The organism is Streptomyces sp. NBC_01006 (assembly GCF_045162725.1).
Taxonomy (GTDB): Bacteria; Actinomycetota; Actinomycetes; order Streptomycetales; family Streptomycetaceae; genus Streptomyces.
Genome location: NZ_CP108700.1, coordinates 7,381,357 through 7,405,864, shown reverse-complemented (window position 1 = coordinate 7,405,864; position 24,508 = coordinate 7,381,357). Strand labels below are relative to the sequence as shown.

Below are 24,508 nucleotides of genomic sequence, written 5' to 3'. Positions count from 1 at the left end.
CCCTTCCAGGGCGTGGTCAATGGGTGCGCTCGATGTCCAGTTCCAGGAAGTGGGCCGAACACGAGATGCACGGGTCGTGGTTGCGGACGGCCCGCTCGCACAGTCGGGTGAGCTCGGCCTCGGAGCCCTCGCCCCGATCGAGCCCGGCTTGGACCAGCCGGCGCAGGTCCTCCTCGATGGCGCCCTGGTTCTGTGCGGTCGGCGGAACGATGCATGCGTCGGTGACACGACCTCCGCCGTCGAGCGCATAGCGGTGGTACAGCAGGCCGCGTGGCGCCTCCGTAGCGCCGTGCCCGCTGCCGGCCCGGGCCGGCACCTCTGCGTACGGGCGGGCGGGACGCTCGTACTCCGCGATGATCCGGAGAGCCTCTTCCACCGCGTACAGGACTTCCACCGCACGGACGAGGATGCTTCGGTACGGGTTCCTGCAGACCTCTCCCCGCCCGGCGCCTGCGCGCGACGGCGGGTCGCCCAGCCCGGCCTCCCGTGCCGCTTGCAGGGCCAGCGGGGACAGCAGGTGACCGCTGACCGCCCAGCGGGCGAGGGAGCCGGTGAGATGCCTCCGGCCGTCCAGCCGGGAGTGGAGGGCCGTGGAGTGGGACACCTGCTCCTCGGCCACGTGGTCGGTGAAGTCACGCAGGGGGAAGCTGTAGGGCGGGGGCGTCCCGTCGTACGGGATCACGGTGGGCACGCCGGACTCGATGGCGTAAGTGCCCTCCTCGGCGAGGGCGAGCAGGTCGGCGTCGCACTCGGCGTCGGGGAATTCGAAGCCGGCGACCCAGCGCACCGTGTCCCAGGCGTCGTCGAGGGCGATGCGCAGCCGTTCTTCCAGGGGGCGGAGTTCGGCGCGGGTCGGGGCGCGGTGGAAGCCTCCGAGCCGGACGTTGACGGGGTGGATGGCCCGCCCCCCGAGCAGTTCGACCACGGCGTTGCCGGCCTGCTTCAAACGCAGTCCGCGCTTGACGTGCTCCAGATGCGAGCGGGACAGACCGATCACGTCGTCTTCGCCGAGGAAGTCCGGTGCGTGCAGCATGTGGATGTGCAAGGTCTGGCTCTCGATCCACTCACCGCAGTACAGCAGGCGGCGCAGGGCGGCCAATTGTCCGTCGACGACGACGCCGCACGCGTCCTCGATGGCACGGCAAGCACTCATCTGGTAGGCGACGGGACAGATCCCGCAGATGCGGGAGGTGAGGTCGGGTGGCTCTGTGTGCGCCCTGCCCCGGAGGAAGGCTTCGAAGAACCGCGGTGGCTCGTAGATCTTGAGCCGCGCCTCGATGACGGTGCCGTGGTGGATCCTCAGGTGCAGCGCGGTCTCGCCCTCGACACGGGCGAGTGAGGGGATGCGGAGCTCCCGGGACCCGGGCGTGGGATCGCTCATCCGAGGCCTTCCGCGTCGGTCCTGCCGGGCTGTCCTTGCTCCTCCACGGCGGTGAAGGCGGTCACGTTGAAGGTGTGCAGGAACCTGCCGATGTCTTCCTCGCTCATCCCGTCACGCTGCATGAGCGGGACAAGCGCGGGAAGGTTCGTGGTTCCGGCCGGCCCGAAGCAGCCGTAGCAGCCGCGCCCGTAGGTCGGGCACAGGGCTCCGCAGCCCGCGTGGGTGACGGGGCCGAGGCAGGGTGTGCCGTGGGCGACGGTGACGCAGACGTTGCCGCGCCGTTTGCAGGCGAAGCAGACGCTGTGGTTCGGGATGGCGGGCTTGCGTCCGGCGAGGAACGCGGTGATGACCTCGAGGAGCTGACCGCGGTCGATGGGACAGCCGCGCAGTTCGAAGTCGACGGGTACGTGGGCGGAGATCGGCGTGGAGGTCGCGAGGGTCTCGATGTAGTCGGGGCGGGCGTAGACGGTCGCCAGGTACCCGTCGACATCTGCGTAGTTGCGCAGCGCCTGCACGCCGCCGGCCGTGGCGCAGGCGCCGATGGTGACGAGGTGGCGGGCTTCGGCGCGGATGCGCCGGATGCGCTCCACGTGCTCGGGTGTGCTGACCGACCCTTCGACGAGGACGAGGTCGTACGGGCCGGGCGCGGCTTCGCTGGACGCCTCCAGGAAGTGGGCGATCTCCAGTTCGGCGGCGATGCCGAGCAGTTCGTCCTCGCAGTCGAGGAGGGTGAGCTGGCAGCCGTCGCAGGAGGCGAACTTGAACACGCCGAGGCGGGGGCGGGCAGGAGGCTGGGGTGGGGTGGGGGCGCTCATCTCATAGTTCCCGGACGGTGAGCAGGGGCTCGGCCTGGTCGTAGCCGACGACCGGGCCGTCGCGGCAGAGGAGCAGGGGCCCCAGCTGGCAGTGTCCGCAGTGCCCGGTGGCACAGTGCATGTTGCGTTCGAGGGAGACCTGGATGCGGTCGGGACGTACCCCTTGGTGGATCAGTGCCCGTGCGGTCGCGCGCATCATCACCTCGGGACCGCAGACGAAGGCGACCGTGTCCGACGGTGCGAACCGGGCCTCGCGGAGCAGCGTGGTGACGACTCCGACCCGGCCGGTCCAGCCGCCGGACGGCCGGTCGACCGTGACGGCGCCGAACGGCTTCTCCCAGGCGGGGAACTCGTCTGTGTAGAGCAGATCGGCGGGGGTCCGGGCACCCGCGAGGACGTTCAGCCGCCCGAACGCCTGGGGCTCGGCCAGAACGGCGTCGACGAGGGGACGGAGCGGGGCGAGCCCGATGCCGCCGGCGATGACGAGCAGGTCGTTGCCGTGAGCAGCGGCCGGGTCCCAGGCGGTACCGAAGGGGCCGCGCACGCCGACCCACCCTCCGGTCCGCAGGCCGCACAATGCGCGGGAGACGGCCCCCACGGCGCGCACCGTGTGCGTCAGCCGGTGCCCGTCCCCGAGCCGGGACACCGACACCGGAATCTCGCCGACACCGAACGCATAGAGCATCGCGAACTGGCCGGGCACGAAGGGCTTCAAGGCATCCCCGGCAGGCTCCAGTACGAGCGTGACCGTGTCGTGCGTCTCGTCGCGGCGGTCCACCACACGGTAGGAGAGGGGCGTGAGCGTCATGGCACCGGCCCGCTCCCCTGCGGTCCCGGCGGTCCGTAGAGGTCGAGCAACCGGGTGCGGGTCGCTCGCAGCCGGTCGCCGATGGTCTCGGCGACGACGGTGACCAGCGACAGGCCCAGCGCCGTGTCCTCGGCGCACAGGTCTTGGACCGCGGCGGCATCGAATTCCCAGGCGCGGACGGGCTCCCGTGTCTCGGCCGCGAGGTGCCACTGCCGGGGTGGGCACAGCCATGACCAGCCGAGCAGACTGCCCGCACCGATGGTCTCGACGACCACGCGACCCCGACCGGGCATGTGGACATCGAGCGCGACCGTGCCCGAGCGGATGACCCAGAAACGGTCGGCCTTCTCCCCCTCCTCGAAGATCCGCGTGCCGCCTGGAAGGGCGACTTCACGGGCGATGGCCATCAGCTTCCCGCGGTGCTCCGCCGTCAGAGCGGCGAACACCTCCTCGCCGGGAGGCCCGCCCGGTTGCGAGGTCACGGCGTGCTCTCCCGCTGCGTGGCTTCCTGGTGCAAGGCGTGGGCCTCCTCGGTGAGGTCGATACCCGTGGGACACCACACGATGCACCGGCCGCATCCGACACAGCCGGAGCTGTCGAACTGGTCGTGCCAGGTACCCAGCTTGTGGGTGAGCCACTGGCGGTATCGGCTGCGCGGGGTGGACCGGACCGGGCCGCCGTGGAGGAGCGAGAAGTCCAGGTCGTAGCAGGAGTCCCAGAGGCGCCAGCGCTCGGCGTGATCGCCGGTCAGGTCGGTGACGTCCTCCGTGGTGGTGCAGAAGCAGGTGGGGCAGACCATGGTGCAGTTGCCGCAGCTCAGGCACCGGGCGGTGACGTCGTCCCAGCGCTCCGCCTCCAGGTTGTCCCGCATCAGCGTGCGCAGGTCCACGGGCGGCATGGAGCGGCCCATGCGTTCGGCGGCGGCGCTCACCGCCTGGATCGCAGCCGCTCGGGTGGAGCCATCTGGGCTCCGGCGCGGTAGTTCCGCGAGGACCGCGGCTCCCTCCTCGCTCCCGCTCCGGCACAGGAAGCGGTGGCCCGCATCGTCCACGACCTCGGTGAGGGCGAGGTCGTATCCGGCGTCCGCGGCCGGCCCGCTCCCCATCGAGACGCAGAAGCAGGTGGCACCCGGCTCGGTGCACTCGGCCGCGATCAGGAAGGCGCCCGTCCGCCGGGAGAGGTAGGTGGGATCCCGGTACCGGCCTCCGCTCATCACCCGGTCCAGGATCTGAATGGCACGCAGATCGCAGGGCCGCACGCCGAGGAACGCGTACGAAACGCTCTCCTGCTTCTCCTCCCGGACGACCGGCGCACCGTCGGGGCCCCGGTCCGCGGACCACTGGCGGACACGCTGCGGATGCAGGAACGACTTCCACGACTGGGGCCCCGCGCTGTGCGCGAAGGCCGCCCCGTCCTCGCGGCGGCGGAGCCGGTACCGCCCCGCCTCCAGCTCGACCCCCCACCCGTAGGGAAGCGCATCGGCAGAGTCCAGCTCGTCGAGGACGATCGCACCGTCGCGCACGGTCGGGCCGATCACCGTGCGGCCGCGCCGCTTCAGGACACGCACGAGCGCGGCCAGACCGTCGCGGTCGAGAACCGCCTCCGCCTGGTGGTCGAGGACGGCTCCGGCATCCGAAGCGTCGGTCATGGTCCACCTCTCGGTCTCCACGTGCCTAGATCCGGCAGCATGTCAGACCAGCGGGCTCCGGGGTTCGAACCCGGTCCGGCGAGTCCGCTCGCCGTGTCGGCGGACATCCGCCTCGATACGCCGGGCCAGAAGCGGCAGGGCGGCCGCCACCGCCGGCGTGAGCCCAGTGCCCAGGGAGCGGTCCGCGCCCTCGACCGCGTACACGATGAGACGGCCGGGGCCGCGCCCGAGACTGTCGGCGAGGTACAAGGCCTCGGCGAGCCCCAGCCCGTGGGTGCTCTGCCTGCCTGCGGCAGCCGGGTGCGGCATCTCTCCCGGGGCCACCCACCACCGGTGTGTCCGCCCGGGCTGCGCCGCGGGTGGGAAACAGGCGTCGACGACGAAGGTGAGGGCCTTGCCTTCCCAGAGGCTGATCAGCCGGCCGGGGTCTCCGTCGCACTGTGCGAGCTCAGTGCCGGACGGGAGAGGTCGCTGCGCTTTCCGCGCGCGCAGCAAAGCGATGGTTGCCCACCCCACCCCGTCATCGCGCCTGAACTCGTTTCCGATCCCGATGACCGCCGTACCGGCGAGCGGCTTCATACGTACCCGCTTCCTCTTCGGGCGTCTCCCGGCACAGCCTGCCCCACTCGCGGGATGACGTCCTGTGCCACGGGGCAAACGGCGCACGGCACCGCACCGAGTGAGGGACGGGGCCCGGCCGCCCACCAAGGTGCCCGCGCCCGTTACGGCCATCGGTGATCCGTTGCGTCGGTGGTCAGATGCTTGCATCCCGGGTTTGTCATCCATCCCCGTTGGGGGGGTTCCCTCGGCCGTTACGGACTCCAGGTCTCGGCACACGCGGGGCAGTACGCTCACCGGTTCTGTGGGCGGAACCGACGTGGGCAGGATCCTTGCCGATAGCCGCAAGATCGACGGGGTAGCGGAGGTGACCGATCGACTCATCGCCGCATGAGGGCCCGCCCGCGCCCCTGACCTCCAGATCATCGCTCTCCCTCTCGGCCCGGCTCGCCGTACCCGCCTCCTCCTGGGGTCTCCACCACGAGCACATCGCCGGTCCGGACCTCGACGGAGTCGCAGCCTGCCATCGGGACGGAGGTTCCGTCGGCCCGCTCCACGTGGTTGACGCCCAGCGCGCCGGGGGCTCCGCCGGCCATGCCGTAAGGCGGGACTCTGCGGTGGCCGGAGAGGGTACTGACCGTCATCGGTTCGCGGAAGCGGATCTTGCGTACGGTGCCGTCACCTCCCCGCCATCGGCCCTGGCCGCCGCTGCCGCTGCGTACGGAGAACTCCTCCAGCAGCACCGGAAGGCGCCACTCGAGAACCTCGGGGTCGGTGAGCCTGGAGTTGGTCATGTGGGTTTGCACCGCGGATGCCCCGTCAAATCCCGGTCCTGCGCCGGAGCCGGAGGCGATGGTTTCGTAGTACTGGTGGCGTTCGTTGCCGAAGGTGAGGTTGTTCATCGTGCCGCTGCCCTCTGCCTGGGCACCCAGCGCGGCGTACAGGGCCCCGGTGATCGCCTGCGAGGTCTCGACGTTCCCTGCGACGATGGCCGCGGGGTAGACCGGCGCGAGCATCGATCCGGCCGGGACGATGATGCGCAGTGGCCTGAGGCAGCCGTCGTTGAGAGGGATGTCCTCGGCCAGCAGCGTCCTGAAGACGTACAGGACTGCCGCGTTCACCACGGCTGTCGGCGCGTTGAAGTTCGTCTCCAGCTGTGGCGATGTACTGGTGAAGTCGATGGTTGCCGACCGCTGCTCGCGATTCACGGTGATGCGTACGCAGATGACCGCGCCGGAATCCATCTCGTAGCGGTACGCACCGTCGGCGAGGGAGACGAGCGCGCGGCGGACGGCCTCCTCGGCGTGGTCCTGGACGTGTCGCATATAGGCGCGCACCACGTCGAGGCCGAAGTGGTCGATCATCTTGCCGACCTCCTCGACGCCCTTGCGGTTGGCGGCGATCTGGGCTCGTAGGTCGGCGAGGTTGGTTGCCGGGTCTCGCGACGGGTAGGGCGCCTCCGTCAGCAGTCGCAGCGTCTCGCCCTCCCGGAGCCTGCCGTTCTCGACGAGCAGCCAGTTGTCGAAGAGGACTCCTTCCTCGTCGATCTCGTGGCTGTTCGACGGCATGGATCCCGGTGTCAGGCCGCCGATCTCCGCGTGGTGACCACGTGAGGCGACGAAGAAGAGGATCTCCGCGCCAGGGGCCCCGACCCTCTCGCCCCGCTCGTCGAAGACCGGAGTGACCACGGTGATGTCGGGCAGGTGAGTGCCGCCGTGGTACGGGTCGTTGACCGCGTAGGCGTCGCCGGGCCGCATCGCACCGCGGCGGCGGCGGATCACTTCGCTGACGGCGGTGCCCATCGAGCCCAGGTGCACCGGGATGTGCGGGGCGTTGGCAACGAGATTGCCATCCGGGTCGAAGAGCGCGCAGGAGAAGTCCAGTCGTTCCTTGATGTTGACTGACTGAGCCGTTGCCTCCAGACGGCCGCCCATCTGCTCGGCGATCGACACGAAGAGGCTGTTGAAGATCTCCAGCATGACGGGGTCCGCCCTGGTCTCGACCCCGGTCTGGGCAAGTCCGACCACGCGTTCGAGACGCAGATGCCCTGTGGTGGTCGCGGTTGCCTGCCAGCCGGGGTCGACAACGGTGGTGGCGTCGGCCTCGGCGATGACGGCCGGTCCGGCCACGACGGCGCCCGGTCCCAGACACTCCCGTCGCCGCAGAGGGACATCGCACCAGGTTCCGCCAGTATGGAGCGGTACGGTGTCCGCTTCCTGCGCGCCGTCGTCAGCCGTTCCGGTCGGGGTGAGGCGGCCTAGATCGGGCTGCCGGGTCAGTCCCGTCGCCTCCACCGAGAGGGCGTCGACGATGACGGGGCGGTCCAGGAGGAACGAGTACGTCGCCCGGTGGTTCTGCTCGAATTCCGCTGTCATAGCAGTGGGGTCGGCCAGTGCCACCGTGACGGTCGTGTCGGTGCCGTCGTACCGCAACCGTGCTTGCCGCGACACCTGGATTCGGTCGGCGGGGACGTCCTCGTCGTGGAGCACGGCGCGGGCGGCGGCTTCCAGTTCGCGCGCCACAGCGAGGATCCGTTCCATGCTCGGCTCTTCGAGGGGAAGTTCCACCGACTGCTCGCGCAGGGTAGTGGTGTCGGCGAGTCCGATGCCGAGCGCGGAGAGTACTCCGGCCATGGGCGGTACGAGGACGGTGCGGATGCCGAGGGAGTCGGCGACGGCGCACGCGTGCTGGCCGCCGGCACCGCCGAAGGAGGTCAGCGCGTACTCGGTGACGTCGTGGCCCCGCTGCACGGAGATCCGTTTGACGGCGGTCGCCATGTTGGCCACCGCCACCTGCAGATAGCCTTCGGCCACTTGCTCCGGCGAGCGCCGGTCGCCGGTGTGCGCCTGGATCTTCGCGGCGAGTTCGGTGAAGAGCCGCCGTACGACCTCGTGGTCCAGGGGTTGGTCGCCTTCGGGCCCGAAGACGTGCGGGAAGTGGGCCGGCTGAACGCGGCCGAGCATCACATTGGCGTCGGTGAGGGTCAGCGGGCCTCCCGCGCGGTAGCAGGCGGGGCCGGGGGCCGCTCCGGCCGAGTCTGGTCCCACCCGGTAGCGGATGCCGTCGAAGTGCAGGACGGACCCGCCGCCGGCCGCGACGGTGTGGATGTCCAGCATCGGCGCCTGGATCCGGACTCCCGCCACGTGGGAGGTGGACACCCTCTCGTACCCGCCGGCGAAATGGGACACGTCGGTGGAAGTGCCGCCCATGTCGAAACCGATGACCTTCTCGAAGCCCGCCAGCTGCGACATGCGCGCCATACCGACGATGCCGCCGGCCGGACCGGACAGGATCGCGTCCTTGCCCCGGAAGTGTCCCGCCTCGGCCAGACCGCCGTTGGACTGCATGAACATCAGCCGAACGCCGCGCAGCTCATCGGCCACCTGCTGTACGTAGCGGCGCAGGACGGGAGAGAGGTAGGCGTCGACCACAGCGGTGTCCGCGCGCGGAACCAGCTTCATCAGCGGACTGACCTCGCTGGACAACGAGATCTGAGGAAAGCCGATCCGCTCGGCCAGGGCGCCGATCGCCTGCTCGTGTGCGGGGTGGAGGCTGCTGTGCATGCAGGCGACCGCCACGGCGCGGAATCCGTCGGCGTGCGCCCGCCTCAACTCGGGGGCAAGGGCCTCCAGATCGGGCGGAGTAAGCACCGTGCCGTCGGCGGTGACGCGTTCGGAGACCTCGATCACCCGGTCGTACAGGGCTTCGGGGAGGACAATCTCCCGGTCGAAGATCCGGGGGCGGTTCTGGTAGCCGATGCGCAGGGCGTCCCGGAAGCCGCGGGTGATCACCAGCGCGGTCGGCTCACCAGCACGCTCCAGCAGGGCATTGGTCGCCACCGTGGTGCCCATCCGCACCGCATCGATCGCGCCGCCGGGAATCCCTTCCTGCTCGGAAAGGCCGAGCAGCGCGCGGATTCCCGCGACGGCCGCGTCGCGATAGCGGGCCGGATTATCCGAAAGGATCTTGCGGGTCAGCAGTTCGCCGTCCGGGGAGCGGGCCACGATGTCGGTGAACGTGCCTCCTCGGTCGACCCAGAACTGCCATCCGAGACCGGCACTGGGGACCATGTACCCAGCATTACCCGTGCGGCACGCTCAGTGACCATGCGACTCGCCCTGAGCGAGATCCATACTGAACGGGGAACGCGTTCGGAGGGTGGTGCAGCAGTGATGGCTCCCATGATCGTCGGCGTGTGCGGGGAGACCGCGCCCGGGGAGCGACGCGTTGCCCTCGTGCCGGACGCCGTGGGCGCGGTGCAGGCGCTCGGGCTGGAAGTACTGGTGGAATCGGGGGCCGGAACAGCCTCCTGGCTGCCCGACCTCCTTTACCGGCAGTCGGGTGCGCAGGTCGCGACGCGCGACGAACTGCTCCATCGCGCGGACATCCTCGTGGGCGTACGACCGCCCGCCTTCCCGGCGGGACACCGGTTTCGCCACGGCCAGGTTCTGATCGCGCTCCTGGATCCCCTGCGCATTCCGTTCGACGTGCGGAGGTGGGCGGACGAGGGCGTGACCGCCATCGGGCTGGACCTGGCTCCCGACACCTCGGTACTGGCCCGGCCCATGGACGCCGTCGCCTCCCAGGACCGGCTCGCCGGCTACAAGGCGGCCCTGCTGGCAGCCGACCGGTTCGGGCATCCCCTGTCGGGCACGGTTGTTCCCGCCGCTCCCCGGGAGGTACGGGCTTTGGTCCTCGGCTCCGATGCTGCCGCGCGGCAGGCTGCGGACACTCTCCGCCGCCTGGGGGCGACCGTAGCCGTCGACGGTTCTGTTCCGCCGTACGGTCCAAGATTTTCCGGCCTGGTGGCAGGTGCGGACATCGTCATCACCATGGTCCGCCCACGCCGGGGCCTGCGGCCACCGGTGCTGGTGACGGCACGGGCCATGGCGGGCATGCGGCCAGGCTCCGTGATCATCGATACCGCCGTCGGACCGGACGGCGGAAACGTCGAAGGCGTCCTGCCCGAGTCCACGACGACCGTGGGCCCCGGCGTCACCCTGATCGGCGCCGGCCGCCTCCCGGAGCGCATCCCCCAAGCGGCTTCCGCGGCATACTCGCACAACGTCACGGCACTACTCGGGCACCTCGTATGTGACGGTGAACTGCTGATCGACCCGGCCGACCCCGTCCAGGCGGCGATGCTGGTCACCCACGGCAACATGGTCCTGCACAAGGGCGTATGGCAATTGATCGTGGAGCAAACCGCTGTGGCCGGCCTGCCCTGACGCCGAACGGCCTGCTCACCGCCCTGGTGCGGTCTCCTGTAGCAGGGCGATGTGACGGGCCACGGCAACGGCTCTCTGGGCGCACTCCTGGTAGCAGCGGCCGAGGACCGCCGCGTCGACGGCGTCACGGGTGGTGAGCGAGTCCCTGCTGGACAGCAGGACGCGACAGAGCTCCTGCTGGCGACGGTCGATGTCCTCCACCTGCCTGTCCATGACCGCACGAGGCGCGGACAGCTCAACGACATCAGCCGCCCGTCCGACCAATGCAAGACAGTCATCACCCATGTCACGTACGCGGAACCTCACTTCGTCGGGAAGAGGCTGCCTCGACCGGCGCGCCCATGCGATGTCACCGACCTGACGGATCAGCAGATCGATGCGCCCCGCGTCCTGGCCGACGTACATGTCCGTCACCAGGGACCGGAGGTCTGCCTCCTCGATCGTTCCGATGGAAGTATCTGCCGCGACCAGCTCGTCCGTCTCCTGCCGGAGCTCGCCCAGCGTTCCGCTCAGGGTGATCATCCCCTGCTCCAGCCCGGCCTCGGGCGTCGCCAGCAAGTCTGTCGCCTGGCCTACGGCGGCGTGAGCCAGCCGAAGCACGTGCGCCACACGGCGGACAGCCTGCTCCGTCTGCTCCAGCGCTCTTTCACTCATGTCGAGCTCCTGCTCCTGCGGCCGGCCGGAGTCGGCCGCGTCGGCCGCGGCATCCCGAGAACCGCAGCCGCGGCAGCTCTCGCAACCGCGCAAGCATGGCAGAGAACAGCCTGCCGGACGTCGGCACGCCACGCCTCACGACACCCTCACCAGGGCCGCTCGGCCAGCGCCAGGTGACCACAGCTCCCGTTGCCATCCATTCCCCTGCGTGCGCGTACCGGCGGACGGTATCCGTTCCCGGCCGCTTCCACCTGGACCTGCCGGGTCTCTGCGAGCCCTTGCGCGCCGCATTCGGAGAAGGCTGCACTTCGTGCGGGTCTGATTGGGCCACCTGTGGGGCCGGTCGGCCCATGCCCTGCGAGGGACCTCTGAGCAAGACTGGAAACGGACTCGAACGGAGGCCGCCATGAGCACCCCTTCTCCCATCCGAATCACTGCCGCCCTCTCGGCGGAGCACCGTACACGGCTGATGAGCGTGGCCCACGAAGTGAACTTCGTGGAGGGAACACGGATCTTCAGCGAAGGAGGCCCTGCAGATCGGTTCTGGATCGTGCGGACCGGCACCGTCACTCTCGACGTCAAGGTGCCCGGCACGAAACCTGCGGTGATCGAGAGCCTCGGTCCCGGTGAGCTGGTCGGCTGGTCCTGGCTGTTCCGCCCTTACACATGGCACTTCGGCGCCGAGGCGATGACACCTGTACGTACCCACGAGTTCGACGCCGCGGCCGTGCGGATGATGATGGACGCAGACCCGGCGTTCGGGTCCGCGATCGGCCACTGGGTGGGTCAGGTACTCGCCCACCGGCTTCTCTCCGCACGGATTCGCCTGCTCGACCTGTACGCCCCCCACGGAAGTGGCAGCACGCTGTGAGCCGCTCGGACCGAGAGCGGGATCCAAGGAGCCGGTCATGCATGCAACCCGTTAGGCCATCAGCGACGTGATGACGCATACGGCCATCGCCGTGGGCCGCAAGGCCTCGTACAAGGACATGGTCGAGCTGATGGATCAGTGGAAGGTCAGCGCCCTGCCGGTGCTGGAGGGCGAAGGAGACGTCGTGGGCGTCGTCTCCGAGGCCGATCTTCTACCCAAGGCGGAGTTTCGGCGGGACAACCCGAGATCTCCGGAGCAACTGGCGGAGGCCCCCAAGGGGCGGGAGCGGTGCTCGCCGAGGAGCTCATGTCCAGCCCGACCGTCACCGTGCACCTGGACGCCACGATTGCCGAAGCCGCCCGCATCATGGCCAGGAAGGGCGTGAAGCGGCTGCCGGTGGTCAATGCCATCGGCCTGCTGCAGGGCCTTGTCAGCCGTAGTGACCTACTCACTCCGGCGCCCCATGAGCGGCTCTGGTCCGGCCCCGGTCGGGCTCAGCCACCTGATCCGGTGGCTGGGCAGCGATCGTCAAGAGCTCCTCCTCACACGGGTTGCCTCGCATTGGAGGGAAAGGGCCTTTCAGAGCTGTACACAGGGAGATTGGCCCACCGGATGGGCGATCACGCCCTCCGTGAGACGTCGTCGGACTTCTCACGGAGCCGCAGGCGTTGCTGCCTCCGGCCGAGCCGACCAGCGCGGCGAGTACGGCGGTACGTCCTCGACTGGTTCTTCTGGCGGTACCCGGGCAGGGTGGAGCTGGCCAACCGGCTGACTGCTTCGTGTCGCACCGTTTGACCTGTGCGGCTCAGCTGCCGAAGCCTAAACGCGGGGCAGCCATCCGGCACCGAAGTCGGCGATGTCTCGTGCACGTTGCGCCCGTTGCTCGATCAGTCGGCGGAAGCCTGCCAGTGCGTATCGCTCCCCGGTGGCCGATCCCGGACCAGGAATCCCGGCAACCTGGGCCATCATCTGCTGCGGCTGGGGCTGCCACCCGACCACAAGCACTCGCAGCCCCAGGCGCTCGGCGCGCCGGTGCAGCTCCAAGAGGTGCAGCAGTCCGTCGGCGTCCATGGACAGCAGGCCGTGCAGATCCACCATCAGATCCCGCTCGCAAACGGTGACGTCGTCCAAGGCCCGCTGGAGCAGCGCGCCCGTACTCTCGTCCAGTTTCCCGCTGATGCCGACCATGGCCGAACTGCCACGGTGCTGAACGTCAATGGTGATCAATGCACTCTCCTTCCACCGGCGGCCCCGCGCCTGCGGCCCCCATCCTGGCCCCGTGTCCCCCGAACGGACGCGAGGCTCGCTGAAGCCCTGTGCGCGTGATGGGTGGCCTGGCTCACCGCGCCGATCACTGGCGGCGTCGAGTGCAGCGAGAGTGAGGGGCAGGCCGGGGCTGCGGCAGTGGAGAGACGCGCCGGGTACAGAGTGCCAGGACCATCGGCGCCCGAGTGTTTGGGGATTCGACGACCGCCCGGGGCGGAACCGGTCGTGCCTTGAGGGGGCACTGACCCTGCGGCGCTGCGTCCGCTGCCGGAGATCATCACCGCAATCGCCCTGATCCGCACAGCCGGGCTGGTGCGCGGCGGACTGTATGCCGCGCCGACGGCAAGCCCGTCCGTAACGTGGCCTGTATGGCGCATGGAACTGGCGAATCGGACGGTACCGGGCAACCGGTTCCCCGGCCGCTGCCCGCGTCGGCCCGTCACCCGTTGTGGTGGCTGCTGTCGGCCGTATTCGTGACGGCTGCCGCGGTCGCCGCTGTGAACCGGCGCCACGACATCGCCTCGGCCCTCCGCCTGATGGGGGCGGTGCCGCCGGCGTGGCTGGTACTGGGCGCCCTGCTTGAGGTGCTGTCCCTGACGTGTATGGCGGCGATGCAATGGTGGCTGCTGAAGCTGGGTGGCGCCCGTCTGGGATTCCCCCTGATGGGTGCCATGGTCGCCGCAGCCAACGCAGTGGCTGGAGCACTCCCCGGTGGTGCGGCATTCGCCGCTGCATGGCTGTTCGGGCAGTTGCGGCGCCGACACGTACCGCTGGTGCTCGCAGGGTCCGTCCTCGCGGTCTCCGGCTTGCTGTCCGCTCTCGCCCTGTTCTTCTTGCTGGTGGTCGGTGTCCTTACCGGCAGCGGATCGGGGCCCGGCGCCGGTCTGCGCTCCGCCGTGCTCTGGCTGACGGTGGCCCTCGTGCTCGCCGCCACCGCGGTGGTTGCCCTGTCACGGTTTCCTTCCTTGCGGCGCCGCGCATGGCGTCTGTGGCGAAGGATCGGAGTCCGCACCCCCCGCATGTGGGACATCGAGGAAGGGCTGTCCCGCCTCGTCCGACACGTTCGAGTAAGTAGGCCCGGCGTGCGCCCATGGCTGGCGCCGTTCGCCCTGGCCGTCTCGAACTGGATTCTGGATGTGGCCTGCCTCGTCGCCTGCGCATGGGGACTGGGGGTCGCGCCGCCCTGGCCGGGCACACTGATCGCCTACACCCTCACTCAGATGACAGGGGCCCTGCGGCTCACACCCGGCAGCCTCGGAGTCATCGAAACCAGCCTCGCCGCGCTCCTGGTCCTCTACGGACTCCCCGCGGATCAGGCCATCGCGCTCACACTCCTGTACCGGATCGCGAGTTACTGGGTGCTGCAGCCCATCGGCTGGGTGAGCTGGCTCGTCCTCACCATCGCCTCGCGTCATGGGGCGGTCACTCTACGAAGACGGCCGAAGGCGTGAGAAGCCTTGCCCGGGCAGCGCCTCACCGCTGCAGGGCGAGAATGGAAGAACAGGTGCGTCACCTGCCGTCGTCAACCGCGACGTGGTCTGCGAGACGGCCGCCGGGTCCTGCTAAGGGCTGCCACGCGGCCGTGGCCTCCCATACGAGTTGAGGCCGGGGACCGGGCGGCCGTCCCGGTCCGGTGTGAACGTGCCAGTGAGTCGATCTGAGTCTCGAGAGGCGGTGGGGATGATGAAGACCCTGGCTCCCCTTGTCGTAGGCGTCGACGGTTCCGATTCCAGTCTCACCGCGACGGACTGGGCCGCGGACGAGGCAGTACGACTCGCGCTCCCCCTGCGCATCGTGTACGCCTCGTTCTGGGAGCGGTACGAGGGAGCCGTACCAGCCTGGAGCCTGGACCGTCCCTCCGGACAGATCCTCGCCGAGAACATCGTGGGGGTCTGCGCCGAGCGCGTCCGGCGACGCACACCCGACCTGCAGGTCACGACGGACATCACGGCCGAGGACGCGGCGAGTGCTCTGCTGCGCGAGGGACGCACGGCAGACGCCGTCGTCGTCGGCTCGCGCGGACGTGGGGAACTCGCCGACCTTCTGCTCGGATCCGTGGCCCTGGTCGTGGCCGCCAGGTCCTCCGGCCCAGTCGTCGTCGTGCGCGGGGACCGGCACGCCCTGGAAGCACGCCACGGGCGCGTACTGCTCGGCATAGGCCCCTACGACGTCGACTCTCCAGCCGTACGGTTCGCCTTCCGCGAGGCCGCCGCACGGGACGCGGAACTCGATGTCGTCTGCACCTGGCGACGCTCACCACACGAACCGGTCGACCACATGGTCCTGCCCGGCGACGCCACCCGCGACCACGAGGAGCGGGCGAAAACGCTCCTCGACAAAGCCGTGGAAACCGCGGCCCGGGAACATCCACAGGTACGGCTCCGCCGCACCACACTCGAAGGCAACGCACGCAAGGTGCTCACGGAGCGGTCCGCCGCAGCAGACCTCTTGATCGTCGGCGCACGGCGGCCAGGCAGCCCGATCGGCATGGAACTGGGGAGGGTCGCCCACCGAGCCCTGCATCATGCCCTCTGCCCCGTCGCAGTCGTCCCACAGCACCACGGCGCACCGGCTCAGGAAGCACCGTGACCCAAGGGATGACCCATTACGGCACACCCTCCTGCGCCGCCGCAGGGCCATGCGGTCCCGGCGAAGCGGATCCGGGAAGCCACTCGCCGCTCCGCGTGGAACCCGCTGCTGCTCAGGGCATATCTCTGGGGCCGCCGCCGCTGTGTGGGCGCCCCTTGGCCGGGGCCGTCATCAGCCAGGACACGGTGCGGCTGATGTCCGAGGACGCGACGATGCCGACCAGGCTGCCGCTCTCGTCGACGACGAGGGCACGCTGCCCGCCCCCCGCCAGCATCTGCGGCAGCAGTTCAGCCAACTGGTCGTCCGGGCCGACCACGGTGACGTCCGACCGCGGGACCATCACGTCCCCAACCCTCGTCACCTCGCGTTGTCTCTCGGCCACCCGCCCTGCCGCGGAAAGCGTCAACAGCCCCACCGGGGAGCGTCCGTCATCACCGATGACCGGGAAAGCCGAGTGGTGGTAGCGGTAGCGGGGATCTGCCAGGAGCGCCGCAATGGTCGACCCGGCGGGAACCGTGACCGGGGAGGGCGTCATGGCATGCCGCACCGCTACACCCGCCAGCACCGCCCGCAACTGTGCCTGCTGCCCCTCCGCGGTCGCGGCGGCGATCAGGAACCAGGCGATCATGACGAGCCACAGCCCGCCGACCACGTCACCGCGCGCGAACAGCAGCAGGCCAAACAGGAGGAGGAACCAGCCGAACCCGCGCCCCGCCGCTGCCGCACCGGCCGTGGCCCGTGCCCGGTCTCCCGTCCTCCACCAGAGGAAGGCGCGCAGCAGTCGGCCTCCGTCCAGTGGAGCGGCCGGCACAGAGTTGGACAAAGCCAACAAGAGATTGATCACCGCGAGCCACATCAGCGCCTCGCTCGCCAGCCCGGCCCCAGAAGCAGTGCCGACCAGCCACCCGGCCAGCGCGAAGCCCACCCCCAGAGCCAGGCTCACGAGGGGTCCGACGCCGGCGATCCGCAGTTCGGCTGCCGGCGTGGATGCCTCCGACCTGAGCCTGGCCACGCCGCCCAGAAGCCACAGCACGATGTCGTCCACTGCCACCTTGTTGCGCCGGGCCACCACGGCGTGGGCCAGTTCGTGGGCGAGCAGAGACGCGAAGAAGAGCGCGGCGGCCAACAGCCCCACCAGCCAGTACACCCACCAGGAGCGCCCCGGGTAAGCATCCGGCAACCGTCCCTCGGCCAGCCCGAGTGCGATGAGCATGAAGATGACCAGGATGCTCCAGTGCACACCGACCCGGACTCCCGCGATCCGGCCCAGTACGAATGTCGGCTTCACGGTTCGTCCAGCGTCGCGCCCCCGCAGATCGTTCTCGACCCCGCCAGTCGACGGGCCGTGCCACGTCCCGGCACACCACGGGACCTGCGAGGTGAGATCCCTCGCCCGGATTGCGTACCGGGGGCCATCACAAGCCGGTGATCCGGCAAGGCCTCGTCGCCGTTGACACCGGCGAAGCCGAGTCCCATGCGCCTCGCAGCCCACTCACCAGGCTAGACACCGGCCAGTCTCCTCACAGGGGCCGACTGGTCCCGCTCCTGTCCCCATTGGTCCTAGGCGCGGACTCGGCAACTGGCTGTGAGAACTGCACGGAAGACTGGCCCGGTGGTCTCGGCCGCAGTCACCGGCTGGCAACGGCGCGCGGTGCGGATCAGCCGACCAGTTCGCGGACCCGGATGGTCTCCACGGACCGATCCCGTGGTGAGGCGCCCCGCCGTGCAAGCGGTGGCCCGGTGGGCTTCTCGCGTGCGGGCAGCGGACCGCTCGGTCCATCGGCGTCACCCGGTTCCTGCCACCGCTTCGGGTTTGTCCTCTGTGTGCCCGCCCGGTCGTTCGCCCTGGTCATCCCGCCCTCACCCTGTGGTGCCGCTCATGGGACAGGGTTCACCCGGTCGTCGCGGCGGGGCCTGAGTCCCGGAGTCAGCGTGGACGGTCCGATCGCTGTCGCCTCGGCGTTCCCGGACGCGGAGGCCGGGTACCGCACGAGGGCGGCCACGATGTCGGAGGCCGTCAGCAGGCCGACCAGCCTGCCGGCGCTGCCGAGCACTGGAAGTGCCTCGCAGTTGTTGTCCGTCATGGCGACCGCTGCCCTGCGCAGGCTTTCCTCAGGCCTGACAACCGGCCGCCGACGCCCGGAAAGCAGGGTGCCGACGTCCTGCGCCGAGAGCACGACTGCGGGCGCGGAGCACGCGACCGCGACTTCGCAGCGGTCGAGGAGTCCGGAGCAGCGGCCGTCCGGCAGCAGGACAGGAAGGTACGCGGCACCGGTCCTCTCCAGCAGCTCCCAGGCCATGAGCACGGTCTCGTCGGCGGCGACGGCCGCCACCTCCGTCCGCATGACCTCCCCGACGGTCCAGGCCATGACGGCCATGTTCGCCCCGGCCCGGGGATGCGCCTGAGGGTGCGTCGCCGATGCCATGGCGGACTCCCCTCGCCGCGTTGTGAGGCCTTGCTATCGGACCTCCAGCATGGCCCCGTCTGAACGCCGACGTCGACACCACCTCACCGGCCGCCACCGCGGAGTCCATGACGGCCACGAGGTCGGCCCGCCGACCGCTCGACGCGGGCACCATCCGGATGCGGACTTCGTGCACCGGTACGACCCTGAAGTCAGGGGTTCTGTTGCGTGCCCGCCAGCACCTGATGCGCAGGTTGTCGGGGCTCCTGAGCTCGAACCCGGCACCACCGCGGCCTGGCCTGCCACCGAAACCGTCTGGTTCCGACCCGGCCCTCCGGCCGGCGTCTCTGCGGACGCTTGCCGACGGATCGGGGCCGTGAAAGGAGGCGCGGTATGTTCTTCTCCAATCGAACGGCCGCCGGCAGACAACTGGCCGGTGAGCTGGCCCGGCTCGGACTGGCCGGGCCGGTGGTACTCGGCCTCCCCCGCGGCGGAGTACCCGTGGCCGCGGAGGTCGCACGCCTCCTGGGCGCACCGCTGGACGTGATCGTGGTCCGCAAACTCGGGGTGCCCTTCCAACCCGAGGTGGCCTTCGGCGCCATCGGCGAGGGCGGCGTACGGCTGATCAACGGGGCGACGGTCCGTGCAGCCGGCCTCGGAGAACGGGACTGCGCCAGGGTCGAGGAAGCCGAACGGGCGGAGCTGGAACGGCGACAGGCACGCTACCGCCGGGGAGGGGAACGGATCCCGCTCACCGGACGGACGGTGGTCGTCGTGGACGACGGCATCGCCACCGGATCGACCGCGTCCGTGGCGTGCGAGGTTGCGTGGGAGCACGGGGCTGAGCAGGTGATCCTCGCCGTTCCCGTGGCGGCTCCCCAGGCACTGGAACAGCTTCGGCGCGAGGCGGACGAGGTGGTGTGCCTGTCGGTGCCCCGTCATTTCTCCGCGGTCGGCCAGTGGTACGAGGACTTCTCGCAGGTGGGAGACGAGGAGGTCGCCGCGCTGTTGGCCGAGGCGGTGCGGGCACGCCCGCCAGCACCGGCACAGGCTTCAGATCGGGTCGCGCCACAGACTGGTGAAGTGGTGGTGGACGCGGGAGGCACGGCGCTGCCCGGGCTGTTGACCGTGCCCAAGGACGCCGAGGGCGTCGTCGTCTTCGCGCACGGCAGCGGCAGCAGTCGCCTCAGTCCCCGAAACCGCCACGTGGCCGAGGTCCTGAACCGTGCGGGGCTGGCGACGCTGCTCTTCGATCTCCTCACCCCGGCCGAGGCACGTGACCGGGCGAAGGTCTTCGACGTACCGCTCCTCGCCCTCCGCTTGACTCAGGCCACGGGATGGATCCGGGCGCGGCTTTCCCTGCGCATCTGCTACTTCGGTGCCAGCACGGGCGCCGCGGCCGCGCTCATGGCCGCCGCCGAACCGCGATCGGACATCGCCGCGATCGTCTCGCGGGGCGGACGCCCCGACCTGGCGGTCTCCCGGCTCGCGGCCGTACGTGCTCCGACCCTGCTGATCGTCGGCGGAGCCGACGAACAGGTACTGAACCTCAACCGTCAGGCCGCGGCGCACCTGCGCTGCGAGCACCAGATGGGGGTGGTTCCTGGTGCGACCCACCTCTTCGAGGAACCCGGCGCGCTGGACGCCGTGGCCGACGCCGCGCTGGACTGGTTCGTCCGCCATCTCCCCCACCTCGGCGTCGTTCCCCACAGGTCCGGCGAACACCGAGAGACGTGATGGCCGCGCGCGCTGCCGAAGCCTGATGTCCCGGCCAGCCTCATCTGCCCCGGCCTATACGGAGGCTTCCGGGCTCGGCGGCCCGCGACTGGCGACAGTGCCGGAGCTCCGGGTGCGCGCTGGCGAAATCCGTGTCGGCGTCGGACGACGCAGGTGTCGCCGAATTGACAGGCAGCGTGGCTCCTCGTGCCGATTGCCACGCGGGCGGGCAGACGTGCTGGCTGCGGTCAGGGAGAGGATCGCCTGGCGAGGACGAGGGTGTGTCTCCCCGCTGCTCACTTCCAGGTGTCTCCGGACGGAGACAGGTCTCGCCGACCGGAGGGTGCCGTGCGGGATCCACCTTCGCTCTCCCAGGTGTCCTCACGGTTTCGGGTGTCCCGTAGACCGCGACCGATGGCCGCTTCGTCGGCCATGAGAGCGCCGGCGGTAAGGACGCTGCCGGGGATGGCTGCGGCTGCCATGAGCCGTGCCGCGGCGGCGGGCTCAGTCTCGGGCGGGATTACGAGCAGGTCCCAGCGGCCGACGGTGTAGGAGAGCAGGATCAGCTCGTCAGGGTGCTGTTCGGTGAAACAGCCCACGTGGATGATGTGCCCGTCGGTGTTCACCGTGTGAGGTACGACGGGCCAGCGGGTGGGGTTCACGGTGACGCGTGTGATGCGTCCCCAGACTTCGTCCAGTGTCGCCGCAAGGGGCGGAAGTTCCACTTGGAGGTCGCGCGAGCGCGGCCACCAAGCCCCGTCCAGCTGGCCAGTGAGGGTGGTCTTCGGCGTGAGGGACAGACGGGCCGGGAGCGCTGTGGCGAGGTCGCGGGAAGAGGTCCGGCCGGGGGTGGTGGTCATGTCACGCTCCTGCCCCCGGGCTGTCCGTCGGCAGCCCGTAAGTGGCTCACGCGGCGGCCCGGGCTTGGCCGGCCGCGACGCGTGTTACACCGACCAACGGACCCGTGTGAGCAACGGAAGGCTCCTCAGTCGAAGACGGCCCTTCGGCGCGGCATCCACAGCCGGGCGATGAAGGCCACGCATGCCCCGCGTTTCACCTCGACTGCTCGGTCGAGGAGGGTGAGGACGCTCCGGGGCAGCCTCCACAACCGTGCTCTGGTCCCTCTGGTCATGCGCGCCGCCCGCGCCGTCCAAGGCATGGTGGACGTGCGTGTGGAACTCACAGCAGCTGCGGGGGCCGCCCACTGACGGACTCACCGCAGCCGGCCCGGAGGTGTTCCACGAGGCTGACGCCGATTCCGCGGCCTTCGGGGTGGTCACAACCCTTGGTCCTCGTCGTCCTGCTTGCCATGGCGCGGAATGAGTTCCACGGGGCAGTGTGAGTGGTGCAGGAGGCTGTGCGTCGCCCAGCCCAGGGTGGGCCCGAAGTATCCGGGGGTGCGCCGTCCGCCCATCACCAACAGGTCCGCGTGGCGTGACGCCTCCACCATCACCCTTGCGACGGACGAACTCTTCTCGGTGTCGACGTGCACGCTCAGGGCCGGGAACTCGTCACGGATCCGGTGGGCCACTGACGTCACCCTTCGTACGTGCACCTGCACTCCCTCGTCCGCATCGTCGAGCACGGTCACGCTCTCCGCCACGGACTCCAGCACATTCCAGACGTGCAACAACCGCAGTGACGACCGGCGCAGCTCCGCCTCACTCGCCGCGTACCTCGCGCACTCCACATCATGTTCGTCACGGATGGCGGCCAGCACGACCCCTGCTTCGGCGGTGTTCTCGTCCCCCCGGACCACGACCACGGGCGCCTTGGCGCCCGCGGCGACCTTCAGGCCGACCGAACCCAGCATCAGTGACTCGAAGCCGCCGAGGCCGCGGCTACCGACCACGATGGTGTCGGAGTCCGCAGCCGCAGCGTGCAGGCCGGCGACCGGCTCGTGGGGACTGAGTTCGGTCGACACGTGCAGCCCCGGATGGCGTTCGGCGAGCTTGGCGGCGGTCTCCTCGAGCAGGTCCCGGCCCGCCCGACGTATCCGCTCGATGGCGTACATAGATGCATACAGCATCCGGCTGTCGGTGTCCGCGCCGTGCACGAGGTGCAAGGTGCCATCCCGCCGCACGGCCTCCGCCGCGGCCCAGACCACCGCCCGCTCCGCAGACCGGGATCCATCCACTCCCGCCACCACAGCGCCGAGCTCAGGACCATGCGTCATACCGACTGCCATGAATCCTCCTCACCGAAAGCCAGGAGGGGTCATCCATCACACGCTCCGAAACCTGATGACGAACGAGGTCGACTGGTGGATCCGGTCAGCTCCTTCAAGAATGACGCGAAGCCACGTGTCGCGCACGGCATCACCGAGCTCCCTGTGGACGAGCACGAGCGAGTGGCGGTATCCATCGGAAGCCGACCGGCTCGCCCGCCAGGCCGACCTCGCCTTGCTTACTCCCCTACCAGGGCCGATCGGTCTGATACGGGCCCTCTCGGCCCTTCTCCAGCGTGAGCCGTCGGGGGACTCTGGAGGCAGTAGCGCGCCATCCCAGGGAGATGTTCCTCATGACCAACCAGGTGACCGTCGGCCTCGACGGCTCCGGCGCCAGCACCGCCGCCGCCCACTGGGCCGCGCGCGAGGCCGAACTCGGGAACACTGCACTGGAGCTGGTCCACGCCACGGAATGGCTCGAGCAGCCGCCCCTCCTTCTGGCGAGCACCGAGATACGCGGCCAGTGGGCCGAGAACCTGCTGCGCGAGACGTCCAACGAGCTACGGCGCCTGCACCCGCTCCTGGACATCACCACCCGAGAGGTCCCCGGACCGCCCTCCGAGGCCCTCGCAGCCGCCGCGCGCTCCTCGACGATGGTCGTCATCGGCTCACGCGGGCTCGGCAGCATCGCCGGGTTCATCGTCGGTTCGGTCGGCTCGGCCACCATCGCCGCGACCGAACATCCTGTGGTGCTGGTCCGCTCCTCCGGCAACGCCGTGACCCCCGCCGACGGACTGCGCACGCACGGAGCCGTCGTGGCCGGCGTGGACACCCGTCAGCTCTGCGACAAGCTCCTCGCCTTCGCCTTCGAAGAGGCAGCCCACCACCGGGCCGCCCTCCACGTGCTGCACGGGTGGACTCCACCGCCGATCCTGAGCTACGCGCCCGCCCTCGACCCCATTGTTCTGCAGGAGATGGCCCACGGCATCACCGCCACACTGCAAGAGATGCTCAGGCCATGGCGCGACAAGTTCCCGTCGGTCGAGGTCGAAGTGCGGGCGCCCATCGGCCACGCCGCGATCCAGCTCGTCGAGGCCGCCTCCGACGCTTCTCTCGTCGTCGTCGGCCGCCGGATCCGCAGCTCCACCCTCGGCTCCCACATCGGACCGATCACCCACGCCGTACTGCATCACTCCACCGCACCGGTCGCCGTCGTGGCCCACGACTGACCGGCTCCGCAGGAAGCACCGTCCCGCGCCCGCACCACCCAGGCAACGCTGCCGCGACTGCCCTCGCCGAGACGCGGTCACGCGTGCGATTTCTCCTTCGCCCTATCCTGCGCACTTCCCCTGGCGGCTGACCGGTACCGGTCATCGCGGCCAACAGCGTGGGAGCCTCCCGCCGCTGGACATGCCTCTCAACCCGTCGGCGGGATGCACGGCGGAATGTGGCAACGGGTCACGGCCGGCCGCTTGTGCGGTGGCAGCTCGCGTACTTGTGGCCAGAAGAGCCCAGGGCTCTGAGAATGTCGATGTGCGCTGGCGCAAGACCGCGACCGTGTACCGCGTACCGCCTTCGTTGACCGGGAGAGGCGTGTGACCATCAAGGACATCGGGCCGGAACCTCAAAGCTTCGACCTGGAGAAGGCGACGCTCGAGAACACGAACTATCGCGCCGTCGCCTGGTCTGGGAAGTACCTTCAGCTGACCCTCATGTCGATCCCGGTGGGTGAGGACATCGGCTTGGAAGCGCACCCGGAGACTGACCAATTTCTACGACTCGACGCAGGCCGGGTCCGCGTCCAGATGGGCCGCGCGAAGGATCGACTCGACTTCGACCAAGAAGTCGAGGATGGTTGGGCCATCTTCGTGCCCGCCGGAACTTGGCACAACGTCACCAACATCGGTGACGAGACCCTGCAGCTCTACGCCGTATACGCACCGGTCCACCACACGTCGGGCAAGATCCATGCGACAGCCGCCGACGCGGAGCGCGACGAGGACTCAGGCGGCGACGAGCCGCCAAGCTGGTCGGTCCAGGCTGCCCAGCAGCCATCGGACGAGCACGCCTGACCAGCGAGGCTTATCGCGACAGCAGTTCCTGGCCCCGAGGCGAGCCGGGAGAATCACGATCTTCCCTTCCGCCCGTACACCCATCTGGCCGCTGTTGACCGCTTCGAAGGGCACGGTTGGGGACATGTCTTTAGCGGTAGCGCCTGGGAAGCGGCCTGATCCGCTCCTCGATGCCCGTGATTGGCCGTCGGTTGCGAGCGGCTGCACCTGGGACTGCTGTCTCAAGCAGTCAAGTGTCCGCTCCCTTTCCCGGGTTCATGTGCCTGGATGTGCCACCCAAAGGCTGTTCCCTCAAGCGTGCAGCACATGACGAGGTATCCATTCCCACGG

20 protein-coding genes and 1 pseudogene are annotated in these 24,508 nt (G+C 69.7%); 8 read left to right on the top strand and 13 right to left on the bottom strand.

The genetic code is table 11. The features are described 5' to 3' along the window. Positions 1-16: 16 nt before the first annotated feature. The 7 genes from OG509_RS33725 to OG509_RS33695 all read right to left on the bottom strand — a co-directional run bounded on the left by OG509_RS33725 (position 17) and on the right by OG509_RS33695 (position 9,280). Complete coding sequence (locus tag OG509_RS33725) at positions 17-1,381, bottom strand: Ni/Fe hydrogenase subunit alpha (protein ID WP_406186372.1); 1,365 nt, start codon at positions 1,379-1,381, stop codon at positions 17-19. Continuing rightward, positions 1,378-2,196, bottom strand: coding sequence for an oxidoreductase (locus tag OG509_RS33720; protein ID WP_406186371.1), 819 nt, complete (start codon positions 2,194-2,196; stop codon positions 1,378-1,380). The genes OG509_RS33725 and OG509_RS33720 overlap by 4 nt, the downstream gene beginning before the upstream one ends. A 1-nt stretch (position 2,197) precedes the next feature. Further along, the gene (locus OG509_RS33715; RefSeq protein WP_406186370.1) at positions 2,198-3,004 is read right to left on the bottom strand and encodes an FAD/NAD(P)-binding protein; all 807 of its coding nucleotides are present in this window, start codon (positions 3,002-3,004) and stop codon (positions 2,198-2,200) included. Then, positions 3,001-3,486 (bottom strand): cyclic nucleotide-binding domain-containing protein, encoded by a 486-nt coding sequence (locus OG509_RS33710; protein ID WP_406186369.1) that lies wholly within the window; start codon positions 3,484-3,486, stop codon positions 3,001-3,003. The genes OG509_RS33715 and OG509_RS33710 overlap by 4 nt, the downstream gene beginning before the upstream one ends. Further along, positions 3,483-4,652 (bottom strand): 4Fe-4S dicluster domain-containing protein, encoded by a 1,170-nt coding sequence (locus OG509_RS33705; protein ID WP_406186368.1) that lies wholly within the window; start codon positions 4,650-4,652, stop codon positions 3,483-3,485. Before OG509_RS33705 ends, OG509_RS33710 begins: the two co-directional genes overlap by 4 nt. Before the next feature lie 42 nt (positions 4,653-4,694). Beyond that, positions 4,695-5,231, bottom strand: coding sequence for a hydrogenase maturation protease (locus OG509_RS33700; RefSeq protein ID WP_406186367.1), 537 nt, complete (start codon positions 5,229-5,231; stop codon positions 4,695-4,697). A 401-nt stretch (positions 5,232-5,632) separates the two neighbouring features. Further along, positions 5,633-9,280 (bottom strand): hydantoinase B/oxoprolinase family protein, encoded by a 3,648-nt coding sequence (locus OG509_RS33695; protein ID WP_406186366.1) that lies wholly within the window; start codon positions 9,278-9,280, stop codon positions 5,633-5,635. 102 nt (positions 9,281-9,382) lie between these two features. Between OG509_RS33695 and OG509_RS33690 the strand changes: the two genes are divergently transcribed. Then, positions 9,383-10,438 carry an NAD(P) transhydrogenase subunit alpha gene (locus OG509_RS33690; RefSeq protein ID WP_406186365.1) on the top strand — a complete coding sequence of 352 codons (1,056 nt, stop codon included), beginning with the start codon at positions 9,383-9,385 and terminating at the stop codon, positions 10,436-10,438. A 15-nt stretch (positions 10,439-10,453) separates the two neighbouring features. Here the strand turns inward: OG509_RS33690 and OG509_RS33685 are convergent, their stop codons facing one another. Then, entirely contained in the window at positions 10,454-11,092 is a 639-nt protein-coding gene (locus OG509_RS33685) for a hypothetical protein (protein ID WP_406186364.1), read from the bottom strand. 406 nt (positions 11,093-11,498) lie between these two features. On the opposite strand from OG509_RS33685, the gene OG509_RS33680 reads away from it, so the two are divergent. Both OG509_RS33680 and OG509_RS33675 read left to right on the top strand, forming a co-directional pair. After that, positions 11,499-11,963 (top strand): cyclic nucleotide-binding domain-containing protein, encoded by a 465-nt coding sequence (locus OG509_RS33680; protein ID WP_266616605.1) that lies wholly within the window; start codon positions 11,499-11,501, stop codon positions 11,961-11,963. Between the two features lie 70 nt (positions 11,964-12,033). After that, positions 12,034-12,413, top strand: a pseudogene (locus OG509_RS33675) (CBS domain-containing protein); the annotation flags it as partial. Between the two features lie 369 nt (positions 12,414-12,782). Here OG509_RS33675 and OG509_RS33670 read toward each other — a convergent pair. Continuing rightward, positions 12,783-13,190 (bottom strand): STAS domain-containing protein, encoded by a 408-nt coding sequence (locus tag OG509_RS33670; protein WP_406186363.1) that lies wholly within the window; start codon positions 13,188-13,190, stop codon positions 12,783-12,785. Positions 13,191-13,597: 407 nt separating this feature from the next. On the opposite strand from OG509_RS33670, the gene OG509_RS33665 reads away from it, so the two are divergent. After that, positions 13,598-14,680 carry a YbhN family protein gene (locus OG509_RS33665; protein ID WP_406186362.1) on the top strand — a complete coding sequence of 361 codons (1,083 nt, stop codon included), beginning with the start codon at positions 13,598-13,600 and terminating at the stop codon, positions 14,678-14,680. Positions 14,681-14,909: 229 nt separating this feature from the next. After that, positions 14,910-15,818 (top strand): universal stress protein, encoded by a 909-nt coding sequence (locus OG509_RS33660; RefSeq protein WP_406186361.1) that lies wholly within the window; start codon positions 14,910-14,912, stop codon positions 15,816-15,818. Between the two features lie 112 nt (positions 15,819-15,930). Here OG509_RS33660 and OG509_RS33655 read toward each other — a convergent pair whose 3' ends face one another. Then, positions 15,931-17,106, bottom strand: coding sequence for a site-2 protease family protein (locus OG509_RS33655; RefSeq protein WP_406186360.1), 1,176 nt, complete (start codon positions 17,104-17,106; stop codon positions 15,931-15,933). Positions 17,107-17,695: 589 nt separating this feature from the next. Then, positions 17,696-18,244, bottom strand: coding sequence for an HPP family protein (locus OG509_RS33650; protein ID WP_406186359.1), 549 nt, complete (start codon positions 18,242-18,244; stop codon positions 17,696-17,698). Positions 18,245-18,616: 372 nt separating this feature from the next. Here OG509_RS33650 and OG509_RS33645 point away from each other — a divergent pair, with 372 nt between their 5' ends. Further along, on the top strand, positions 18,617-19,960 hold the full coding sequence (locus tag OG509_RS33645) for a phosphoribosyltransferase family protein (protein ID WP_406186358.1): 1,344 nt from the start codon (positions 18,617-18,619) through the stop codon (positions 19,958-19,960). A 275-nt stretch (positions 19,961-20,235) separates the two neighbouring features. Here the strand turns inward: OG509_RS33645 and OG509_RS33640 are convergent, their stop codons facing one another. Beyond that, positions 20,236-20,799: a DUF5994 family protein gene (locus tag OG509_RS33640; protein ID WP_406186357.1), complete on the bottom strand. Its 564-nt coding sequence runs from the start codon at positions 20,797-20,799 to the stop codon at positions 20,236-20,238. 416 nt (positions 20,800-21,215) lie between these two features. Then, a complete protein-coding gene (locus OG509_RS33635) occupies positions 21,216-22,127 on the bottom strand; it encodes a universal stress protein (protein WP_406186356.1) in 912 nt (303 codons plus the stop codon). A 332-nt stretch (positions 22,128-22,459) separates the two neighbouring features. Between OG509_RS33635 and OG509_RS33630 the strand changes: the two genes are divergently transcribed. Both OG509_RS33630 and OG509_RS33625 read left to right on the top strand, forming a co-directional pair. Continuing rightward, the gene (locus tag OG509_RS33630; protein WP_406186355.1) at positions 22,460-23,335 is read left to right on the top strand and encodes a universal stress protein; all 876 of its coding nucleotides are present in this window, start codon (positions 22,460-22,462) and stop codon (positions 23,333-23,335) included. 366 nt (positions 23,336-23,701) lie between these two features. Then, complete coding sequence (locus OG509_RS33625; protein WP_406186354.1) at positions 23,702-24,178, top strand: cupin domain-containing protein; 477 nt, start codon at positions 23,702-23,704, stop codon at positions 24,176-24,178. Positions 24,179-24,508: the final 330 nt, after the last annotated feature.

Excerpts from the sequence above, each read along its gene's own strand:
- OG509_RS33690 (WP_406186365.1), top strand. The coding sequence starts at position 9,383 with ATGGCTCCCATGATCGTCGGCGTGTGCGGGGAGACCGCGCCCGGGGAG.
- OG509_RS33725 (WP_406186372.1), bottom strand. The coding sequence starts at position 1,381 with ATGAGCGATCCCACGCCCGGGTCCCGGGAGCTCCGCATCCCCTCACTC.
- OG509_RS33720 (WP_406186371.1), bottom strand. The coding sequence starts at position 2,196 with ATGAGCGCCCCCACCCCACCCCAGCCTCCTGCCCGCCCCCGCCTCGGC.
- OG509_RS33700 (WP_406186367.1), bottom strand. The coding sequence starts at position 5,231 with ATGAAGCCGCTCGCCGGTACGGCGGTCATCGGGATCGGAAACGAGTTC.
- OG509_RS33630 (WP_406186355.1), top strand. The coding sequence starts at position 22,460 with ATGACCAACCAGGTGACCGTCGGCCTCGACGGCTCCGGCGCCAGCACC.
- OG509_RS33715 (WP_406186370.1), bottom strand. The coding sequence starts at position 3,004 with ATGACGCTCACGCCCCTCTCCTACCGTGTGGTGGACCGCCGCGACGAG.
- OG509_RS33650 (WP_406186359.1), bottom strand. The coding sequence starts at position 18,244 with ATGGCATCGGCGACGCACCCTCAGGCGCATCCCCGGGCCGGGGCGAAC.
- OG509_RS33685 (WP_406186364.1), bottom strand. The coding sequence starts at position 11,092 with ATGAGTGAAAGAGCGCTGGAGCAGACGGAGCAGGCTGTCCGCCGTGTG.
- OG509_RS33705 (WP_406186368.1), bottom strand. The coding sequence starts at position 4,652 with ATGACCGACGCTTCGGATGCCGGAGCCGTCCTCGACCACCAGGCGGAG.
- OG509_RS33665 (WP_406186362.1), top strand. The coding sequence starts at position 13,598 with ATGGCGCATGGAACTGGCGAATCGGACGGTACCGGGCAACCGGTTCCC.
- OG509_RS33660 (WP_406186361.1), top strand. The coding sequence starts at position 14,910 with ATGATGAAGACCCTGGCTCCCCTTGTCGTAGGCGTCGACGGTTCCGAT.
- OG509_RS33680 (WP_266616605.1), top strand. The coding sequence starts at position 11,499 with ATGAGCACCCCTTCTCCCATCCGAATCACTGCCGCCCTCTCGGCGGAG.
- OG509_RS33645 (WP_406186358.1), top strand. The coding sequence starts at position 18,617 with ATGTTCTTCTCCAATCGAACGGCCGCCGGCAGACAACTGGCCGGTGAG.
- OG509_RS33635 (WP_406186356.1), bottom strand. The coding sequence starts at position 22,127 with ATGGCAGTCGGTATGACGCATGGTCCTGAGCTCGGCGCTGTGGTGGCG.
- OG509_RS33695 (WP_406186366.1), bottom strand. The coding sequence starts at position 9,280 with ATGGTCCCCAGTGCCGGTCTCGGATGGCAGTTCTGGGTCGACCGAGGA.
- OG509_RS33640 (WP_406186357.1), bottom strand. The coding sequence starts at position 20,799 with ATGACCACCACCCCCGGCCGGACCTCTTCCCGCGACCTCGCCACAGCG.